The sequence below is a fragment of the Enterococcus sp. MSG3299 genome, assembly GCF_050555765.1.
Lineage (GTDB): Bacteria > Bacillota > Bacilli > Lactobacillales > Enterococcaceae > Enterococcus > Enterococcus faecalis.
Window position 1 is genome coordinate 2,408,333 of sequence record NZ_CP187869.1, and the last position, 16,679, is coordinate 2,425,011.

General features: G+C 36.8%; 16 protein-coding genes. 4 read left to right on the forward strand and 12 right to left on the reverse strand.

Annotated features, from left to right (window positions below; genetic code table 11):
* Window positions 1-411: 411 nt before the first annotated feature.
* The gene (locus IGL23_RS11875; RefSeq protein WP_002410044.1) at window positions 412-876 is read left to right on the forward strand and encodes a helix-turn-helix domain-containing protein; all 465 of its coding nucleotides are present in this window, start codon (window positions 412-414) and stop codon (window positions 874-876) included.
* Window positions 876-2,120: an MvaI/BcnI family restriction endonuclease gene (locus IGL23_RS11880; RefSeq protein WP_002410043.1), complete on the forward strand. Its 1,245-nt coding sequence runs from the start codon at window positions 876-878 to the stop codon at window positions 2,118-2,120. The genes IGL23_RS11875 and IGL23_RS11880 overlap by 1 nt, the downstream gene beginning before the upstream one ends.
* Before the next feature lie 38 nt (window positions 2,121-2,158).
* On the opposite strand, the gene IGL23_RS11885 is transcribed toward IGL23_RS11880, so the two are convergent.
* The 4 genes from IGL23_RS11885 to IGL23_RS11900 form a co-directional block, all read right to left on the reverse strand.
* Entirely contained in the window at window positions 2,159-3,724 is a 1,566-nt protein-coding gene (locus IGL23_RS11885; RefSeq protein WP_002410042.1) for a DNA cytosine methyltransferase, read from the reverse strand.
* 455 nt (window positions 3,725-4,179) lie between these two features.
* Window positions 4,180-5,493, reverse strand: a complete 1,314-nt coding sequence (locus tag IGL23_RS11890) for an NCS2 family permease (protein ID WP_002355107.1) — start codon at window positions 5,491-5,493, stop codon at window positions 4,180-4,182.
* 180 nt (window positions 5,494-5,673) lie between these two features.
* A complete protein-coding gene (locus tag IGL23_RS11895) occupies window positions 5,674-6,411 on the reverse strand; it encodes an SDR family oxidoreductase (RefSeq protein WP_033595052.1) in 738 nt (245 codons plus the stop codon).
* The gene (locus tag IGL23_RS11900; RefSeq protein ID WP_002355105.1) at window positions 6,411-6,992 is read right to left on the reverse strand and encodes a DapH/DapD/GlmU-related protein; all 582 of its coding nucleotides are present in this window, start codon (window positions 6,990-6,992) and stop codon (window positions 6,411-6,413) included. Before IGL23_RS11900 ends, IGL23_RS11895 begins: the two co-directional genes overlap by 1 nt.
* Before the next feature lie 107 nt (window positions 6,993-7,099).
* Between IGL23_RS11900 and IGL23_RS11905 the strand changes: the two genes are divergently transcribed.
* A complete protein-coding gene (locus tag IGL23_RS11905) occupies window positions 7,100-7,984 on the forward strand; it encodes a LysR family transcriptional regulator (RefSeq protein WP_002370030.1) in 885 nt (294 codons plus the stop codon).
* Between the two features lie 19 nt (window positions 7,985-8,003).
* On the opposite strand, the gene rbsU is transcribed toward IGL23_RS11905, so the two are convergent.
* The 4 genes from rbsU to rbsR form a co-directional block, all read right to left on the reverse strand.
* Window positions 8,004-8,891, reverse strand: coding sequence for a ribose/proton symporter RbsU (rbsU, locus tag IGL23_RS11910; RefSeq protein WP_002359154.1), 888 nt, complete (start codon window positions 8,889-8,891; stop codon window positions 8,004-8,006).
* Between the two features lie 20 nt (window positions 8,892-8,911).
* Window positions 8,912-9,307, reverse strand: a complete 396-nt coding sequence (rbsD, locus tag IGL23_RS11915) for a D-ribose pyranase (protein ID WP_002359153.1) — start codon at window positions 9,305-9,307, stop codon at window positions 8,912-8,914.
* Window positions 9,308-9,322: 15 nt separating this feature from the next.
* Window positions 9,323-10,240: a ribokinase gene (gene rbsK, locus IGL23_RS11920; protein WP_002404607.1), complete on the reverse strand. Its 918-nt coding sequence runs from the start codon at window positions 10,238-10,240 to the stop codon at window positions 9,323-9,325.
* Window positions 10,241-10,331: 91 nt separating this feature from the next.
* Window positions 10,332-11,327: a ribose utilization transcriptional repressor RbsR gene (gene rbsR / locus IGL23_RS11925; protein WP_010709908.1), complete on the reverse strand. Its 996-nt coding sequence runs from the start codon at window positions 11,325-11,327 to the stop codon at window positions 10,332-10,334.
* Between the two features lie 211 nt (window positions 11,328-11,538).
* Between rbsR and IGL23_RS11930 the strand changes: the two genes are divergently transcribed.
* Window positions 11,539-12,513 (forward strand): alpha/beta hydrolase, encoded by a 975-nt coding sequence (locus tag IGL23_RS11930; protein ID WP_033595054.1) that lies wholly within the window; start codon window positions 11,539-11,541, stop codon window positions 12,511-12,513.
* A 62-nt stretch (window positions 12,514-12,575) separates the two neighbouring features.
* Here the strand turns inward: IGL23_RS11930 and IGL23_RS11935 are convergent, their stop codons facing one another.
* From IGL23_RS11935 to IGL23_RS11950, 4 genes are all read right to left on the reverse strand, one after another.
* The gene (locus IGL23_RS11935) at window positions 12,576-13,943 is read right to left on the reverse strand and encodes a PTS ascorbate transporter subunit IIC (protein ID WP_002355097.1); all 1,368 of its coding nucleotides are present in this window, start codon (window positions 13,941-13,943) and stop codon (window positions 12,576-12,578) included.
* 14 nt (window positions 13,944-13,957) lie between these two features.
* Complete coding sequence (locus tag IGL23_RS11940) at window positions 13,958-14,257, reverse strand: PTS sugar transporter subunit IIB (RefSeq protein WP_016626222.1); 300 nt, start codon at window positions 14,255-14,257, stop codon at window positions 13,958-13,960.
* Between the two features lies 1 nt (window position 14,258).
* Window positions 14,259-16,268 (reverse strand): BglG family transcription antiterminator, encoded by a 2,010-nt coding sequence (locus IGL23_RS11945; protein ID WP_033595057.1) that lies wholly within the window; start codon window positions 16,266-16,268, stop codon window positions 14,259-14,261.
* Window positions 16,269-16,433: 165 nt separating this feature from the next.
* A complete protein-coding gene (locus tag IGL23_RS11950; RefSeq protein WP_002355093.1) occupies window positions 16,434-16,658 on the reverse strand; it encodes a hypothetical protein in 225 nt (74 codons plus the stop codon).
* Window positions 16,659-16,679: the final 21 nt, after the last annotated feature.

Sequence of the window (16,679 nt, forward strand, 5' to 3'; positions counted from 1 at the left end):
TACTATAAGGAAAGCATATTGTTTAATAACAAAACATATTTAAAAAGCAACAACCGCTAACACAAGTGCTAACAGTCATTGCTTTTTGAACTTATTTACTATGTAAACAAAGACATTAAAACCCAATATTCTCAATACATTTCAGCAGAAACTACTACCTAAAACCATAATTCTCCAATTGCTATAAATAACCAAATTATATTAATAATAATGCCAGTAAAAAGATAACCTCTTATGAACTTCTATTTGTATACAAAAAATAGCGTAGAAATCATCATCAGTTTTAATTAGAATACTTGCCTATTTAAGTAATAGTGAATCTTAAGTTAAATAACCCTTTATTTTGTAAACTATAATGAATTTACGATGTTTATTAAAGCGTATTATTGTATTTAGATTGGAGGCGATAAGTTGAAAAATAAAATTGTTAGCGAAAACATTGGTAGGTTGATACGAGATAGAAATTTTACTCAAAAAGAGCTATCTAGTAAAGCAAATATTTCAAGGAATACTATAAATAAACTTTCATCCACAAAAAGAGAGAACAATCCTAAATTATCGACTCTTATAGAAATCTCTAAAGTATTAGATGTTGACTTTCCACAATTATTTAGCCGAAATATTAATATGAAAAGCACCTACGATAGAGACATGAACTTAGAAAGCTATTTGAACATTTTTATTCAAAACATTGAGATTAAACTTCGTGGATCCAAACAGAAATTTTTAAGTAGTGATCCTGGAATTAGAGAGTCGACAGTAAGTGAGCTATTAAATAGTAAGAATGCAGATCCTAGATTATCGACTCTTATTGCTATATCTGAACAAATTGATACACGATTAGAATTACTATTTAGGCGAGGAGAAGATGTTTAATGATCTTTGAACCTTACAAAGATGAATTAGAAATTATTAATAATATTCATAAGTACAATGATTCTGAATATGTAGTCATTAGATTAACAAAAACTATGATTGAAAAGAATAATATTGATGCCAATGCACTACTAAGAGATTTGTTGAAAAATAATGAGTTAGTGGATTTTGACTTATTAGAACATGGCGGAATAAACGGTAAAAAATTTCAAGCTGAATTTTTATTCAATAATGAGTTACAAAAAATAAAAATGAATTTTTATCGAGTTAATAATAAACGGGGTGATCGACGATTTTCGATATATGGTATAAAAAAACTTTTTCAACAAGGTTTAATTAATGAAGGAGACTTGTTATATGTATCTGTTAATACACAAAAACCACTTCCTACAATTACAGTTATGAACATTACAAACAATATTCCAAGCAACCGAATATTGTTACAGTTTTTTGGTGATGATAGAGTAAATTATTCATTATCTAGATTAATTCCAATGATTAGGAATGTAGCACAGAAAGGGTATCATCCAAATTCAAAAGGAATAGGGAAAATTTCACCTAAAGATGCAGGTGACACTCTGGAGTCCTTATTAGGTATACAAACAAACAATTCGCAAGAAGCTGACTTTGAAGGCATAATTGAGCTCAAAGCAAAAACGGGTAGAACAATGGATACTTTATTTACACTGAGGCCACAATTTGATGGGACTCCTGTGGCAGAATTCGAGCCTAATGATAGAAGTAGAGTTTCTGCCTTTACTCGTTTGTATGGATATGATTCTGAAAAACACGTTGGCTATAAAAGTCTATATATCACTATTGGTTCTGATATGGCTCCGCAAAATTCTCTTGGATTTTTTCTTCACGTAAATGAGGAGGAGAGAAAAATAGAGCTAAGAAAACAACTTAATGAAAAAAAAGATTTTTTAACAGCTTATTGGTATTTTGATGATTTAGAAGAAGAGTTACACAAAAAGCATCCAGCCACTTTATGGGTAAAAGCCGAAACAAGAATGATTAATGAGGTTGGAGAATTTAAATATGTTGAAGCAGAGCTTTCGAGGTCACCACAATTTACAACATTTTTATCATTAGTAAAGACTGGTGGAATTACTTACGACTGGAGAGGATATACTACTCCTCACGGGGCGTATAGTGGCAAAAATCATGGTAACGCTTGGCGCATAAAAAATAAACAGCGATCTTTACTTTTTGGGAGTATGGAAACAATCAACCTACAATAAATAACGAAGACTATCTTTAGCCTTCGTTATTTTCAATATTATCTATTATCTGTATGCTGTGTAGCATTGAACACTTCTTCTGCTATGGCTCTTGCTAATAATGGAGGAACTGCATTGCCAACTTGAGTATATTGTGGCGTTTCAAGAGCTCGCTGAGAGCCACCAGTTGTTCGTTTTCCTAAAAACTCAAAGCTATCATCAAATGATTGTAATCTAGCCATTTCCCTCACTGTAAGAATTCTATTAAAATAAGGATGAATGAAATCATCAGGCAAAGTTACCATTGTTGGAGATACATTTTCTACATCCAGGCGTGTACGAATTCCTTTTTTTGTAAAAATTGCTTCAGCCATATCATCACTAATTTCACCGTTCAAAAGCTCATTGTGGTAAGTTATTTCATCAATTTCTTTATTTAGCCTTTTATTAATTTTATTCCAGAATATTTTAGTGGTTTCTAGGTTAGTGTTTAACCGAGAAGATAAAGATAGAATAGTTCGTTTAAAGCTTATATCATCGTGTAAGTCATGAAATTGCTTTAATAAAGACAATTGCCTATTGGTAAAATGTAGCCATTTATCATTAATATTTACATTCGCTAGAAGATTTAGTTTTTCCAATGTCTTTTTTATCAATACAGCATTTGTTTTACTATTTAATTGAAATAGGCTTTCATAAAAAAGACTTGGTGCAGCCGTTCTAAGATTTATTCCAGTATTTTTAAGGCGATTAACTGCTTTTCTCCTATTCTCACCCTGTCTATACAATGAAAAACGCTCCTGAACTATAGTTTCATGCTTAGAAGTCTCCATATTTGTGATATACTCTCTAGGTATAGGGCGGCCAGTTATAACATTTGGTGTACGACCTTCCAAACTGTTAAAGGAATACTGAGTATCATATTGAAAATCAGTATTAGGATAAAGACTTCCAAAAGCATCATAAACCGTTGTTCTATCATTATTAATTACTGGATAAGTAACTGGGACAACATCGTTACGATAAGCAAGAAAAACTACCCTATTTCTTTGTTGTGGAACTCCAAAATGGGCTGCGTTTAAAACTTGAACATCTAACACAGTGTAACCTAAACCGATTAATTCTGAATTAAGAATATCTTGTACTAACGTTTGTCCAGCATAATAATTATTACTTAAAACACTTGGAAAATCAAGCATACGCATGTCTAATATTCCTGTTACATTTTCCATTACTACATATCTTGGTTGAATATCTTTTATGATTCTTAGATATTCATGAAACAACATATTTCTTGGATCCTTGGTATCCCTTTTACCAAGACGGCTAAAGCCTTGACATGGTGGCCCACCGAAAATAGCATCAATTGAACCGGGCTCAAAAATATTCCCATATTTCAAATTATTTATACTTTTAAAGATTAGCTCAGTAGTAAGGTCTTTTATATCTGCTAATTCAAAATGAGTGTCCACCCCCTCAACTAATCCAAGTTGTTTATGACGATTAGTATAGGTTTCTTCGACCATAGGGCTTTTATCACTAGAAAAGACAATATTAAATCCAGCTTGAATAATTCCTTCACTAAAACCACCTGCACCACAAAACAAATCTATTGCATAAGGCATTTCTTCACCACCTTCATTATTAATAATAACTTAGTTATTATAGCAGAAATGAGAAGATAAGTCCAGGGTTAAATTTAACAATAGCTATATATGAAAAATCCTACTAAGTAAAAGTTTTCAACGTAATTTCATCATCTAAAAGAAATAAATAAAAAAAGCAACAACCGCTAACACAAAAGCTAACAATCATTGCTTTTTGAACTTATTTACTATGCAAACAAAGACATTAAAAACCAGTATTCTCAATACACTTCAACAGAAACTAATATCTAAAACCATAATTTCTGTATATTTCACTCAATTAATTCCTCTCTGTTCCTGTATCTTCACAGGTCAATGTCTTTGCAAATTATACATCAAATAAGGGGCGTTTTTCTAGTGCTTAGTCGAAAAAAATAGTTGATTCATAAGTTCATTGTCTTATGAATCAACTATTTGATAACTTTCTCTCTTGCTTATTGCGCATTCAGGATCCACATGAATCCGACAAAAACAAAGAACAAGCCATACATAATTGGCGAAACTTCTTTCCCGCGTTTTGCCGCAATCATTGTAATTGGATAGAAGATAAAGCCTAAGGCAATCCCATCTGAAATGCTGTATGTCAATGGCATTCCTAACAAGATTAAGAAGGAAGGAATCGCAATTTCCATCTCATTCCATTTAATTTTGCTTAAGGATTGTGCCATCAAAACACCAACAATAATCAACGCTGGTGCTGTAACTTGCGAAGTGACAACTGCTAACAAAGGAGAAAATAGCAAACTGAAAATAAATAAAATCCCGGTTGTAATAGCTGTGATTCCTGAACGACCACCCACAGCAATCCCCGCAGATGATTCAACATATGCACCAACTGGCGATGTCCCTAGTAGAGAACCAGCTAACATCGCTGTTGAATCAGCGGCTAAAGCTTTCCCCACACGCGGCATTTTATTGTCCTTCATAAAACCTGCTTGATTGGCTAAGCCCACCAACGTACCAGCCGTATCAAAGAATGTTACTAATAGAAACGTTAAAACCACGACCCACATTTGAATCGTATTGATATCTTTCACATGTCCTAACGCCACTAAAAATGTTGGTTCTAAACTTGGCGCGCTTGAAATAATCTTATCAGGCATTGGAATAACGCCTGTCGCTAAACCAACAATCGTTGAAATCGCCATCCCAATAAAAATACCACCAGGCACTCGACGAACTAACAAAATTGCAGTTACGACTAAGCCGACAATGGTAACCCACGTTGAACCAACATTCAAAGGTCCTAAGCCAACGAGTGTCGCATCATTAGCCACAATTAAGCCACCTTGGCTTAAACCAAGAAAAGCAATAAACAACCCGATCCCACCTGAAATGGCAAATTTCAAGTCTGCAGGAATTGCATCAATAATTAACTCGCGTAATTTAAAAATTGTAATTAAAATAAATATCAATGAAGCCACAAAAACGCCCGCTAATGTCGTTTGCCAAGGAATCCCCATACCAACAGAGACTGAATAAGCAAAGAATGCATTAATTCCTAAAGCTGGTGCTGTCGCAATCGGATATTTCGCCAACACACCCATTAAAATACAACCTAAGGCACTCGCTAAAGCGGTGGCAGTAAAAACAGCGCCTTCGTCCATGCCAGAAGCACCAAGTACGGTTGGATTAACGAACAAAATATACGCCATTGAGATAAACGTGGTGAAACCAGCTAACATTTCTCGTTTCATATTCGTATTCAATTGTTCAAGTTCAAAATATGAACTTATTTTTTCTTTCATGTTCCGTCCTCCTAAAATCTAAATATTTTACAATGTTCGTAAAATATTCAATTTATTAATGAAACAACGTGTTTAATCATATAATAAACCAACAAATAAGTAAATATCAAATTCTAAATTCTGTAAAAAACGAACAATCACGATTAAAAAAAGTATTCCTTTCTAGGAATACTTTTTAAATTAAATCGTTTGTGTGGTCGGGCGAACAACCATTTCACTGATTGACATACGATCTGGCGTGTCTATGGCAAAGACCACTGCTTGCGCAATGTCTTCCGCCTTTAAGCCCCAACTTAACTGTTCTAGATGTAACGTTTCAGGTACTACTCGATTAGAAATTGTTTGATAAAGTTCTGTTTGTACAGCACCTGGTGAAATAATCGTTGATTTAATGTTATTCTCTCTTTGTTCTTGTCGCAATCCTTCCATAATTGCTCGAACAGCAAACTTTGTTCCACAGTAGACAGCCGAATCTGGATAAACGACATGTCCTGCCACAGAATCAGTAGCAATAATCTGCCCTGATTTTTGTTCAACCATAATTGGAAGAACTGCCGCAATGCCATTTAAAACACCCATAATATTAATATCTAGCATTTGACGCCATTCTTCTTTTGGTGCTTCAATAAGAGGCGCCGTTGGCATAACTCCTGCATTGTTAAAAAGAACATCAATTCGTCCATATTTTTCCATTGTAAGCTTGATTACACGCTGAACTTCCTCTTCTTTCGTTACATCTGCTTGTTGCACGAGAATCGTTGCTTCAGGAAGTTCTTTTTTTATAGCAATTAAACGTTCTTGTCGACGTGCTGCAATGACTAACTTCGCTCCTTTTCTGGCAAGTAAACGGGCTGTTGCCTCACCGATTCCACTGGAAGCGCCCATGATAACAATAACTTTTTCTGATAATGATTTCATTATATTTCCTCCTTATCTTCCTGAATCCAACGAATAATTTTAGCTGGTGTTCCTGCAACAATAGCGTTAGCTGGCACATCTTTAGTTACAGTCGCATTAGCTGCTACGATAGCATTTTCACCAATCGTAATACCTGGTAAAACAGTAACACCCGCGCCTAACCACGCAAATTTTTTAATGGTAATTGGTGCTAGCAATACGCCTCGCCGTTTCATTGGCAGTTCCGGATGATTGACACTTAAGAGATTAACGCGCGGACCAATTAAAACATTGTCTTCAATTATAATGCCCCCTAAATCAACAAACATAGCTGCCCGATTAATAAAAATATTTTTACCAAAATGTATATTGCGTCCAAAATCTGTATAAAAAGGCAATAAAATCGTAACGGTTTCGTCAATTTTGTCTTGGATAATCGTGGCAAGAAGATTCCTTACTTCATTATGTGTATAGGCTTGTTGATTTAATTCTATTAAATAGCGACTATTTTCCTCTTGAATCTGATGAATAAGTTGAAATAGTGGTTCATCTTTATCAATGCTACCTGTTGCAATTAGTTCTTGGAGATTTTTTGTAAGCATTCCTAATCGCCTCCTTTTGCTAAATTTATCGTAATACGTGACAACTCCTCTGTCTAATACTTATAATAAATAGATAAGTATGCGTTTTAGTTATAGGAGGGAAAGTAATGGAATTACGAGTGATTCACTATTTCTTAGCAGTGGTCCAAGAAAAAACGATTAGTGGCGCAGCCAAACAATTGCATGTATCACAACCAACATTATCTAAGCAATTAAAAGAATTAGAGGAAGAATTAGGCGTGACATTATTTATACGCGGAAATCGACAAATACAATTAACACCTGAAGGAGAATATTTAGCTAAACAAGGGCAAGATATTTTAAGCTTAGCGAATAAAACAGTCACCAACTTGTCGCAAAATGAATTCATTAATGGCGAAATCACGATTGGTGGCGGCGAAACAAAAGCTATGTCTTTTTTAGCGAATGCACTACAACAAATAACAAGCCAGCACTCAGCTGATATTCACCTTCATTTATACAGCGGGAATGCAGATGATGTAATAGAACGGCTAGACAAAGGATTATTAGATTTTGGTTTAATTATTGAGCCTGCACCTAAACAAAAATATAGCTATTTAACATTACCAGTTGTAGATACATGGGGCTTAATCACTGTAAAGGACCATCCCTTAGCCACTAAAAATGTTATTACTGCAGCCGATTTAAAAGAAGAACCTTTATTTATTTCTCGACAAGCACAAGTTCCGAGCCAACTCTCTGATTGGCTCGAAGCAAGTCTAGATCAGTTCCGAATCGTTGGGACCTACAACTTACTTTACAACGCTTCACTGATGGTAGAAGCTGGGCTAGGTAGCGCCCTAAGCATTGATGGTATTCTAGAAACAAAGCAAACAAATTTACGTTTTATCCCGCTATATCCTGCTTTAACAGCCAAAATTAGTTTAATTTGGCGCAAAAATACGGTTCTTTCCACAGCTGCTGCATTATTTTTAGAACAAATAAAAAAAAGTATTCAACGCCCTGAATAATAGGTCGTTGAATACTTTTTTAAATCATCACTGTGATCGTAGCTGCAGCCAAAATCAAAACCAAGCCGATAATCGTTACGGTCATTTCCTTGGCTGTTTTCTTTTGACCTAAGAACCAAATACCTGTCAACGTTGCAAGCACAACTGATGTTTGGGATAGAATAAAGCCAGTTGCCAAGCCGTTCATATCTGGCTGCGCTGAAATTAAATAAGTTAACGCTGCAAAGGCGAAGAAAAAGCCTGAAAAAATTTGTTTGTAAGAAACAGCTTCTATAAATGGGGATGTTTCCCCACCCTTAATAGTGACAACTGCTGAGTAAATAACTGCCACAATTACCATGCCTATTGCTTGTGGTAAAAAGGCATGCATGCCATCAATTGCCGTTGCTTGGGGTGCTGCAGAGTACGCCCAATAGCCGATTTCACCAACGGCTAATAGAAGAACTGCTTTTTTCATAATCCCAGCACTCTCAGCGGACTCCGTTTCCGACCAGACCGTCATTTTGGCACCAATCATGATTAACACTAAGGCAAATGCGCCTAACAATTTGGCTGTCGCACCTGGCCAGTTTCCTAAGAAAAAGACACCCCAGAGAGAAGCACCTAAAAGTTGGAACGCGGTCGTTACTGGCATGGCACGTGATGAACCAATCATCGTGAAGCATTTAAACGTAATGATTTGCGCACAGGCCCAACCGACACCAGATAAAATTGAAAAGAATAAATCCATGCCCGTTGGAAAAGCTAAACCATTAATCATTGAAAAAATAGCGGCAAAAATTAATGTTCCTAAACTGGTACCAAGAATTTGATTCACTGGACGACCACCAATTTTGGAAGCGATTGTCGGGAAAAGCCCCCAACCTAGAAGCGGTCCTAAACCGATTAATAATGCAGTCGCATTCATCTCTATTTCCCCTCTCTCGTTTAAAAGACAACGTTACTTTCTAATAAAATATTTGCGTAAGGAGTCATTTCCCCTGTCCGAATAAATGCATGGCAGTTGTTTAATTCTTGTTTCATTTCTGTATGAGGAATAAAACTGATGGGAGTTTCTGGTAAACGAGTTTCAATTGCTGCCAACATGTCAGGATTTTCTGTTTTAATTTCTTCTGCTAAATAAATTCGTTGAACTGCCAATTCCTCAAGGACATTGTTTAAAACTTCCATAAAACTAGGGACGCCATTGGTAACTGCTAAATCAATTTTTTCTGTAGTCCGAGGCACTGGCATGCCTGCATCACCAATACTTAATTTATCAAAATGACCCATTTGTGCGATAACGCGGGAAATATCTGAATTAATAACTTTTGTTTTTTTCATGTCGCTCGCTCCTTTTTATTTGTCTGCCAATTCGTGTTGATAAGGAATCGAAGGTTGGGCTCCAAAACGTTGAACAGTCAACGAGGACGCCTTGTTTCCATAGCGAATAGCTTCTTCCAAATTGCTAAAATCTTTTTCTAATATACTACTTAATGCGCCAATAAAAGTATCGCCAGCAGCCGTTGTATCAACCGCTTTCACTTTAAAAGCAGGCACAATACCACTTCGTCCATTGACGTCATAAAAGGCGCCTTTACTACCTACTGTAATAATTACTGCTTCAATCCCTAATTGATGAAGTGCTTCTGCGGCTTTACGCATACTCTCTTCATCTGTGATTTTAATGCCTGTTAAAATTTCTGTTTCTGTTTCATTTGGTACAATCATATCTGTCACGTTTAGTAATTCTTCAGGAACTTGTTCTAACGCAGGTGCGGGATTTAAAATCGTTTTGACGCCTGCTTTTTTAGCAATTTTAAACGCTGCAATCGTACTATCAATCGCACTTTCAAATTGGGCAATCACAAAATCACTTTTTTCAATAATTTCTTGATGTTCCTGGACTTGTTTTGGCGTAAAGGCGTTATTGGCTCCTGCGTAAATCATAATGCTATTTTCACCAGCGTTATCTACCATAATAAAGGCTTGGCCAGTAGCTGTTTTTTCTAAAGTGGTGACCCCAGTTAAATTAATTTCATCTTGACTCATTAAATCAGTCATCATAGCTCCAGCGCCATCATTTCCCACAGCACCAATAAAATATGTTTCTGCGCCTGAACGTTTCGCTGCAACTGCTTGGTTTGCTCCTTTACCACCACCCGCTGTAAAATGTTCAATGGCGTGAATTGTTTCGCCTGGTTTTGGCATTTCTTTGACTCTTAATGTTGTGTCTAAATTGATACTTCCGATAATTGTAACCGCGTTCATTTTCATCCACCTCAATAAAATTTATTTTTTCATTCTAATTAAAACGTTTTAGTAAAACGTTTTAATTCCACAACAAAAATATAGCACACCTTGAAAGCTATTTCAAGGGTGCTGTCGAAAATCGTTCAATCAGTTGGACAGGCAAGGTTTGCTCCTCCCAATCTTTTGCAGGCTGATGGATTCTTTCCAATAATAGAGTCGCCGTAGTTTGCCCCAATTGAAAAACAGGTTGAGCAATTGTTGTTAGCGGCGGCGAAACATACTCGCACATATCAACATTGTCATAACCAATAATACTATAATCCTCAGGAATTTTTTTGCCCGCTTCTGCTAATCCTCGATATAAACCAAAAGCAATTTCATCATTGATAGCAAAAATTCCGGTGCTCTCTGTTTTTAAAATTTCGGGGACAGCTTGGTAGCCGCCAGTTTTTGATAATTCTGTTTCGATTAACTGGACCTTTTCCGTATAAACAGAACAAAAACCTTTTAACCGTTGCTGAATATTGACTGGCGCATGTGGTGGCATTACCACGACGACCTGTTCATGTCGTTGCTCTTGTAAATGTTTTGCTGCTAGTTGCCCACCTCTATAATCGTCTGTCAAAACAGCGTCGCTAAAGCCTTCTGCTTTTTTTTGGTCAAGTACAATAAATGGAATCTTTTTCGCACGTAGCGTTTCATTAATCGTTTGATTGGAAATTTCAGAACTTGCAATCACAAAGCCATCGACACTACGACGAATCAACTCTGTTAAATATTCATGTTCTCTTGTAACATCTTGTTCCGCATTACATAACATCAGTATAAAATTTTCTTTGTATAAAACACTTTCAATTCCTCGAATCAATTGCGCGAAAAATGGATTGGTAATATCAGGTACGATTACGCCAATCGTCTTACTTTTTTTCATCACCATACGTTGCGCAAAATAGTCGGGCTGATAGTTTAATCGCTCTTTTGCAGCCAATACTTTTTCGACCGTTTTCCCACTAAACCGTGCCCCATTCCCATTTAAAATTTGTGAAACGGTAGTAATGGAGACACCTGAGTCATTGGCAACATCTTTAATTGTAACCTTTTTATTTGTCATCCTACTTCTCTCCTTGCCGTGAACGCGCCCATTCACCGGACCTCTTAATCTCATTTAATTTACTACAATCATTTACTTTACGCAACCACAAATAAATACGTACATTCGTTTAAACCGTCCTTTCATCCCTTCAACAAATTTCGTTGTTCTACTTTTAAAATGTTATACTGTAGAAAAAATGATTTACTTTTTGCTGAATGGAGGGCCTTAATTGAAAAAGAAATCGATTGGTTTGTTGTTAGCTAGCGCATATTTGTTTCACATACGTTCTCGTCAAAAATCCTTAAAAGCCTGTCTTTTTGAAGATTCTTTACGTCTTTCCCAAATTGCTCGCCTTGAACGAAATCCGAAAGTCACCAAGGCTTTTTATCATTGGCAACGATCATTAAATGAACAAGTAACTTTGCCAAAACATTTACGTCATCTTTTTCCTCTTCAAGAAACGACTCAATTTCCTACGATGTATCGCATGTCAAACTCCGTTATTGCGCCTACCAAGAAAGCTGTACTGTACCTGCATGGTGGGGGCTTTACATTGAATCTCGCCTATAGCCAATTAGACTTTAGTTATAAACTAATTGAAGATCTCTCTTTTGCAACAGATTATTTTATCCCTGTATATCCATTAGCACCAAATAAGTCTTTTGCTGATATTTATAATCATTGCTATGCTGCTTACCAAGAAATTTTACAGCATTATGATCCCGAAGATGTTATTTTATTAGGTGATTCTGCTGGTGGTACATTGGTTTTAAACGTATTGCAGAATTTAGCCATCGATTTCCCTGAACGCTTACCCAAAGCTGCTGTTTTAATTTCTCCTTGGTTAGATGGACATTTAGACATTCCCGTTGCCAAAAGTTATCAAAAAAAGGACAAAATGATTGGCATGAACTATTTACAATTAATTGCCCAAGAGATTGACGACACGGCCAATCACTCCACGCTTTCTTTAAATTGCTTGTCCTTTGATTATCAAAAATTTCCGCCACTTTTTTTCGTGGGCGGCACACATGAAGTTTTTTGCCCTTCCTATCACCAATTTTTAAAACAATTAGGGCCACGACCACAAGATACTTGCCGATTGGTGCCTGGCATGCAACACGTTTTCGCAATGAAACAGTACTTGCCAGAAGGACGACAAGCGCGGAAACAAATTGCACAATTTATCCAAGAACAATGGTAAAAGGCAAATGGGACAGAAGTCAAAACGACTTCTGTCCCACTTGCCTTTTTAGAACAAAACACTTAGTTTTCTTCGGCGACTTTTTTCTCCCGCATAGTCAAAACAGCGCTAGCCAAAAGAACAACCACTACAAAAGCAATGATTCCTCCTACTAAAAGACTCGGACCTGCCTCACCTAATTTGCCTAAAAATAGGCCTGGGATTAAATAATCTGTATCCGCAAACGTTGAGGATGCTAACTGTAGATCACCCAAGACTGGTAAAATAAATAACGGTAACCAACTAATTAATAAGCCATTAAACGCAGCCCCTAAAATCGCTCCTCGACGTCCCCCTGTGGAATTTCCAAAAACGCCTGCCGCGGCACCACAGAAAAAGTGCCCGACAACGCCTGGTATAATCACGGTGGTATTCAGACCAACCATCGCTAACATTGAAATAGTTCCCACAATAAAGCTCACAAAGAACCCAATCAAGACAGCATTTGGCGCATAAGGAAAGATAATGGGAACATCAAGTGCTGGTTTAGAATTAGGCACTAATTTTTTAGCAATTCCTTGGAAAGCTGGCACAATTTCTCCTAAAACCATCCGCACACCCTGTAAAACCACTACGAAACCAGCCGTAAAGGTTCCTGCTTGAATTAATGAAAAGATAATCGCATTTTCGCCATTGCTTAACTCATGCTCGACATAGCCTGTCCCAGCCAGCAAAGCCAAAATCACATAGACAATCGACATCAAAATCATAATTGAGATGGTTGAGTCTCTTAAAAAACCAAAACTTTTAGGAATTTTAATATCTTCCGTTGACTTTTCTTTATTCCCAAAGACTTTTCCAATAAAGCCACTTGCCGCATAACCAATATTCCCTGTATGCCCCATTGCTACTTTATCATTTCCAGTAATTTGTTTCATAAAGGGCTGACAAAGAGCAGGTGTCACTGTTAATAAAGTTCCTTCAAATAAACCACCTAAAAGAATCATTGGTAAACTAACGCTAAAACCGGCCCCCACTAAAATAACGGCTGTCAAACACGAAACGTACATCATCGCTTGACCTGTCAAAAAGATATATTTAAAACGTGTAAAACGCGCCAACAGAATATTAACAACCATGCCCACCAACATAATCAGAGCAGTTGGTGTCCCATATTGTTGCAAGGCAATCGCTACAACTGCTTCATTACTAGGTACCACGCCTTGTGTATTTAATGCTGTTTGGAACATCTCCGCAAAGGGCGTTAATGAGTTCGCCAATAGCCCTGCGCCACCAATTAAAACTAAGAAGCCGACGAATGTTTTCAACGTTCCTTGAACAACATCAGAAAATTTCTTTTTCTGTAAAACTAATCCCAACAAAGCAATTAATGAAACCAGAATCGCTGGCTGGCTAACAATTGAAACAAATAAATTCAATAAAGTTTCCATGTTTTTCCTCCTTCTTATTGATGTGCAATGCCATTGTCATCTAAAACTTTCAAGACTTTCTCCTTCGTTTCATCGTAATCAATAATCGCATTTAAAGGAATGATTTTTTCATCAGGAATTGACCCTAAAGCATCTTGCAATGTTTTTTCGACAAAGAAGTAATCAGCCAGATCGCCACTGGCACTCCCGACATCTGTGTGATCAATTTGAAAACTATCTGTATCAACACCGACTTCCTCTAAAATTTGTTGGATATTCATTTGCACCATAAAACTTGTTCCTAAACCACTTTGACAAACTGTAAAAATCTTCATCTTATTTCTCTCCTTCTTGGATAATTGATAGTATTTCTGGGACGGTTTCAGCCGCCACTAAGCGATGTAATGATTCTTTTTTTGATAGAATTTTTGTCAGACTAGATAAGGCCCGTAAATGTGTTTCGTTATCTGAAGCAGCTAAACAAATAAAAAGGTGAATTTCATGCTTAGGATCTTCTAATAAATCGACACTTTTTTGGATTTTTAGTAATGACATGCCTAACTGATTAACGCCATCTTCTGGTCGCGCATGAGGCAATGCTACGTCTGGACAGATATGGATAAATGGCCCAAACGATTCGACTTTTTGAATCATTGCATCAATGTACTTTTCCGTAATACTGCCATTTTTTAATAACGGCTTGGCAGCTTCTGTAATTCCCGCTCGCCAGTCTGCAACTTCAGGCAGGACTTGGACTGTTTCTGTTGTTAATAATTCCGATAACATTGGACGCAGATCCTCCTCTTTTTCTAAAATTTTGTTCATTTTACGATGCAAGACACGATATAACTGCGCTTCTGTGACTCCTTTTTTTAAGGAAATGTAAGGTTTTAACGCATCTAAAATATCTTTAACATCTGGCATGGAAATACCTGGCAATAACCAATCTGATTGAACTTGGTGCATCAATTGATTTTTCTCCAAAGAGCTCATAATGGGCTTGGTAAGATAAACCTTTTTGGCTGTTTCAATAGGGACCGTTGAGAAAATGATGTCATAGCTTTTTTCAGATACATTCTCTATTTCCCTCACCGCATTCGTTTCCTTAAATTCAATCATTGGAAATAGCCGACGCAATTCCGATTGCAAAATCAACGAAGAACTGATACCACTGGGACAAACAATTAGCGCTTTTAGCTTTTCTTGCCGCTGTTCATTTTTTTGCCCGAAAATTTCTCCACCAAATAATATGGTAAAAAAACCGATTTCCTCTGACGGGATTGACCGTTTCGTTAATTTTTCTAAAGGAGCTAACGCTTGTTCACAAAGATGATAAAGCGACCGATACGATTGTCGAATATCCTTGATTAAAACATTCGGCAAGTAAAAGCCATAGTTAATCCGAAAATAGGCAGGAACCAGATGATAATACACATTCATGAGCAATTCACGAGGCTGTTCAAATTGAACAACGGCCAATAATTCCATTTTCCGAATAATTTCACCAGAAATATCTAATAAAAACTCTAACTTCGTATCTCGCAATTCTCCTTGCAAAGCTGTCATTAAACAAATCGTGAAAAAAAGACTCTCAGTTTCTATATTCGCCACAGGCCCAACTAAATCACTTAAAATACGACGACTGACGGGATAAGCGCGTAAGGACTGAATTAACTGGTTCTCAGGCCAGACGACTGTTCCATATTTGCCTAATCTTTTTTGAGAAAAAGCAAGAAAGTAACTAATTTCATCCAATCTGCTGGGTACCAGTTGAAGCTGCGCTTCCTGGACGGCTAATTGAATGCCGTCACGCATTTTTGCGTATTGGCTCATTTGATGCTGACTGAGCCAGCAAAATAAAGCAAAGGTGCCCGACTTTTGTTGTAAGAGGCGGGCAAGCCAATTTTTCCCGAAACGACGAATCCGAAATTCATCTCCTTCTAGGTAAAACCCTCGTTTTCGTTCGTAGGATAAAGCAATGTTTTCAGTTGCTAGTTGGTGTCGTACTTTTTTGATGTCCGCTAAAATAGTGCCTTTCGAAACGTCTAAAAAATTTTGGTAATGATACACCGATAGTTCTTCGATTTCTGAATAAGTGAGCAAAAAAATAAGTGCTTGTCTTTCTGTTTCGCTATAAATCACTTGACGTTGTTGAAAAAGTTGTTTTCCCCATTCATTTGCGGAAAGGTTTGGAATACTGACGGTATTCTGTTGAACTTCTCCGCCTATTGTCGAAAGTTGTGTCACTAATTCTCGTTGCGAAAGATCGGTTATTTGTTGAGCCAAAGAGAGCGCAATTTTTTGCCCTGCATACTCGTCAAGGAGATAACTTATTTTATAATTCACAGCTGTGTCCTCCTCCTGTAATCATCATATAATGATAGCGCTTTATTTTCTATCTAAGTTGGGTACAAATGTCTACTGTACTTTTTTGATAAATTGTACCGTTCTTTATTTTAAAGTTAACAAAAACCCGTTGCAAGTTTCTTAAAAACTTACAACGGGTTTTCTTTATGTTAATTGTGTTTGTAATGCGATATTCAGCAAAATAGCCACCGCTACCCAGCCGCCACACATCACCAGAAGCAGCCAACTAAACATTGATTGTTTTACTAAAGACTGCTTAGGCTTTGCCAGATGTACAAAATTCATGCTATTTACTAAGAACAGTAAAAATAAAGCAAAACAAAGGACGGCCAAGCCAGCACAAATCCAAATCCACATCGTAATCTCCATCTATATTCCTCCTTCTACAAT

Bases quoted from the DNA above. Each gene is read 5' to 3' on its own strand.
- IGL23_RS11880 (WP_002410043.1), top strand. From the start codon at position 876: ATGATCTTTGAACCTTACAAAGATGAATTAGAAATTATTAATAATATT.
- IGL23_RS11885 (WP_002410042.1), bottom strand. From the start codon at position 3,724: ATGCCTTATGCAATAGATTTGTTTTGTGGTGCAGGTGGTTTTAGTGAA.
- IGL23_RS11890 (WP_002355107.1), bottom strand. From the start codon at position 5,493: ATGAAAGAAAAAATAAGTTCATATTTTGAACTTGAACAATTGAATACG.
- IGL23_RS11895 (WP_033595052.1), bottom strand. From the start codon at position 6,411: ATGAAATCATTATCAGAAAAAGTTATTGTTATCATGGGCGCTTCCAGT.
- IGL23_RS11900 (WP_002355105.1), bottom strand. From the start codon at position 6,992: ATGCTTACAAAAAATCTCCAAGAACTAATTGCAACAGGTAGCATTGAT.
- IGL23_RS11905 (WP_002370030.1), top strand. From the start codon at position 7,100: ATGGAATTACGAGTGATTCACTATTTCTTAGCAGTGGTCCAAGAAAAA.
- rbsU (WP_002359154.1), bottom strand. From the start codon at position 8,891: ATGAATGCGACTGCATTATTAATCGGTTTAGGACCGCTTCTAGGTTGG.
- rbsD (WP_002359153.1), bottom strand. From the start codon at position 9,307: ATGAAAAAAACAAAAGTTATTAATTCAGATATTTCCCGCGTTATCGCA.
- rbsK (WP_002404607.1), bottom strand. From the start codon at position 10,240: ATGAAAATGAACGCGGTTACAATTATCGGAAGTATCAATTTAGACACA.
- rbsR (WP_010709908.1), bottom strand. From the start codon at position 11,327: ATGACAAATAAAAAGGTTACAATTAAAGATGTTGCCAATGACTCAGGT.
- IGL23_RS11935 (WP_002355097.1), bottom strand. From the start codon at position 13,943: ATGGAAACTTTATTGAATTTATTTGTTTCAATTGTTAGCCAGCCAGCG.
- IGL23_RS11940 (WP_016626222.1), bottom strand. From the start codon at position 14,257: ATGAAGATTTTTACAGTTTGTCAAAGTGGTTTAGGAACAAGTTTTATG.
- IGL23_RS11950 (WP_002355093.1), bottom strand. From the start codon at position 16,658: ATGGAGATTACGATGTGGATTTGGATTTGTGCTGGCTTGGCCGTCCTT.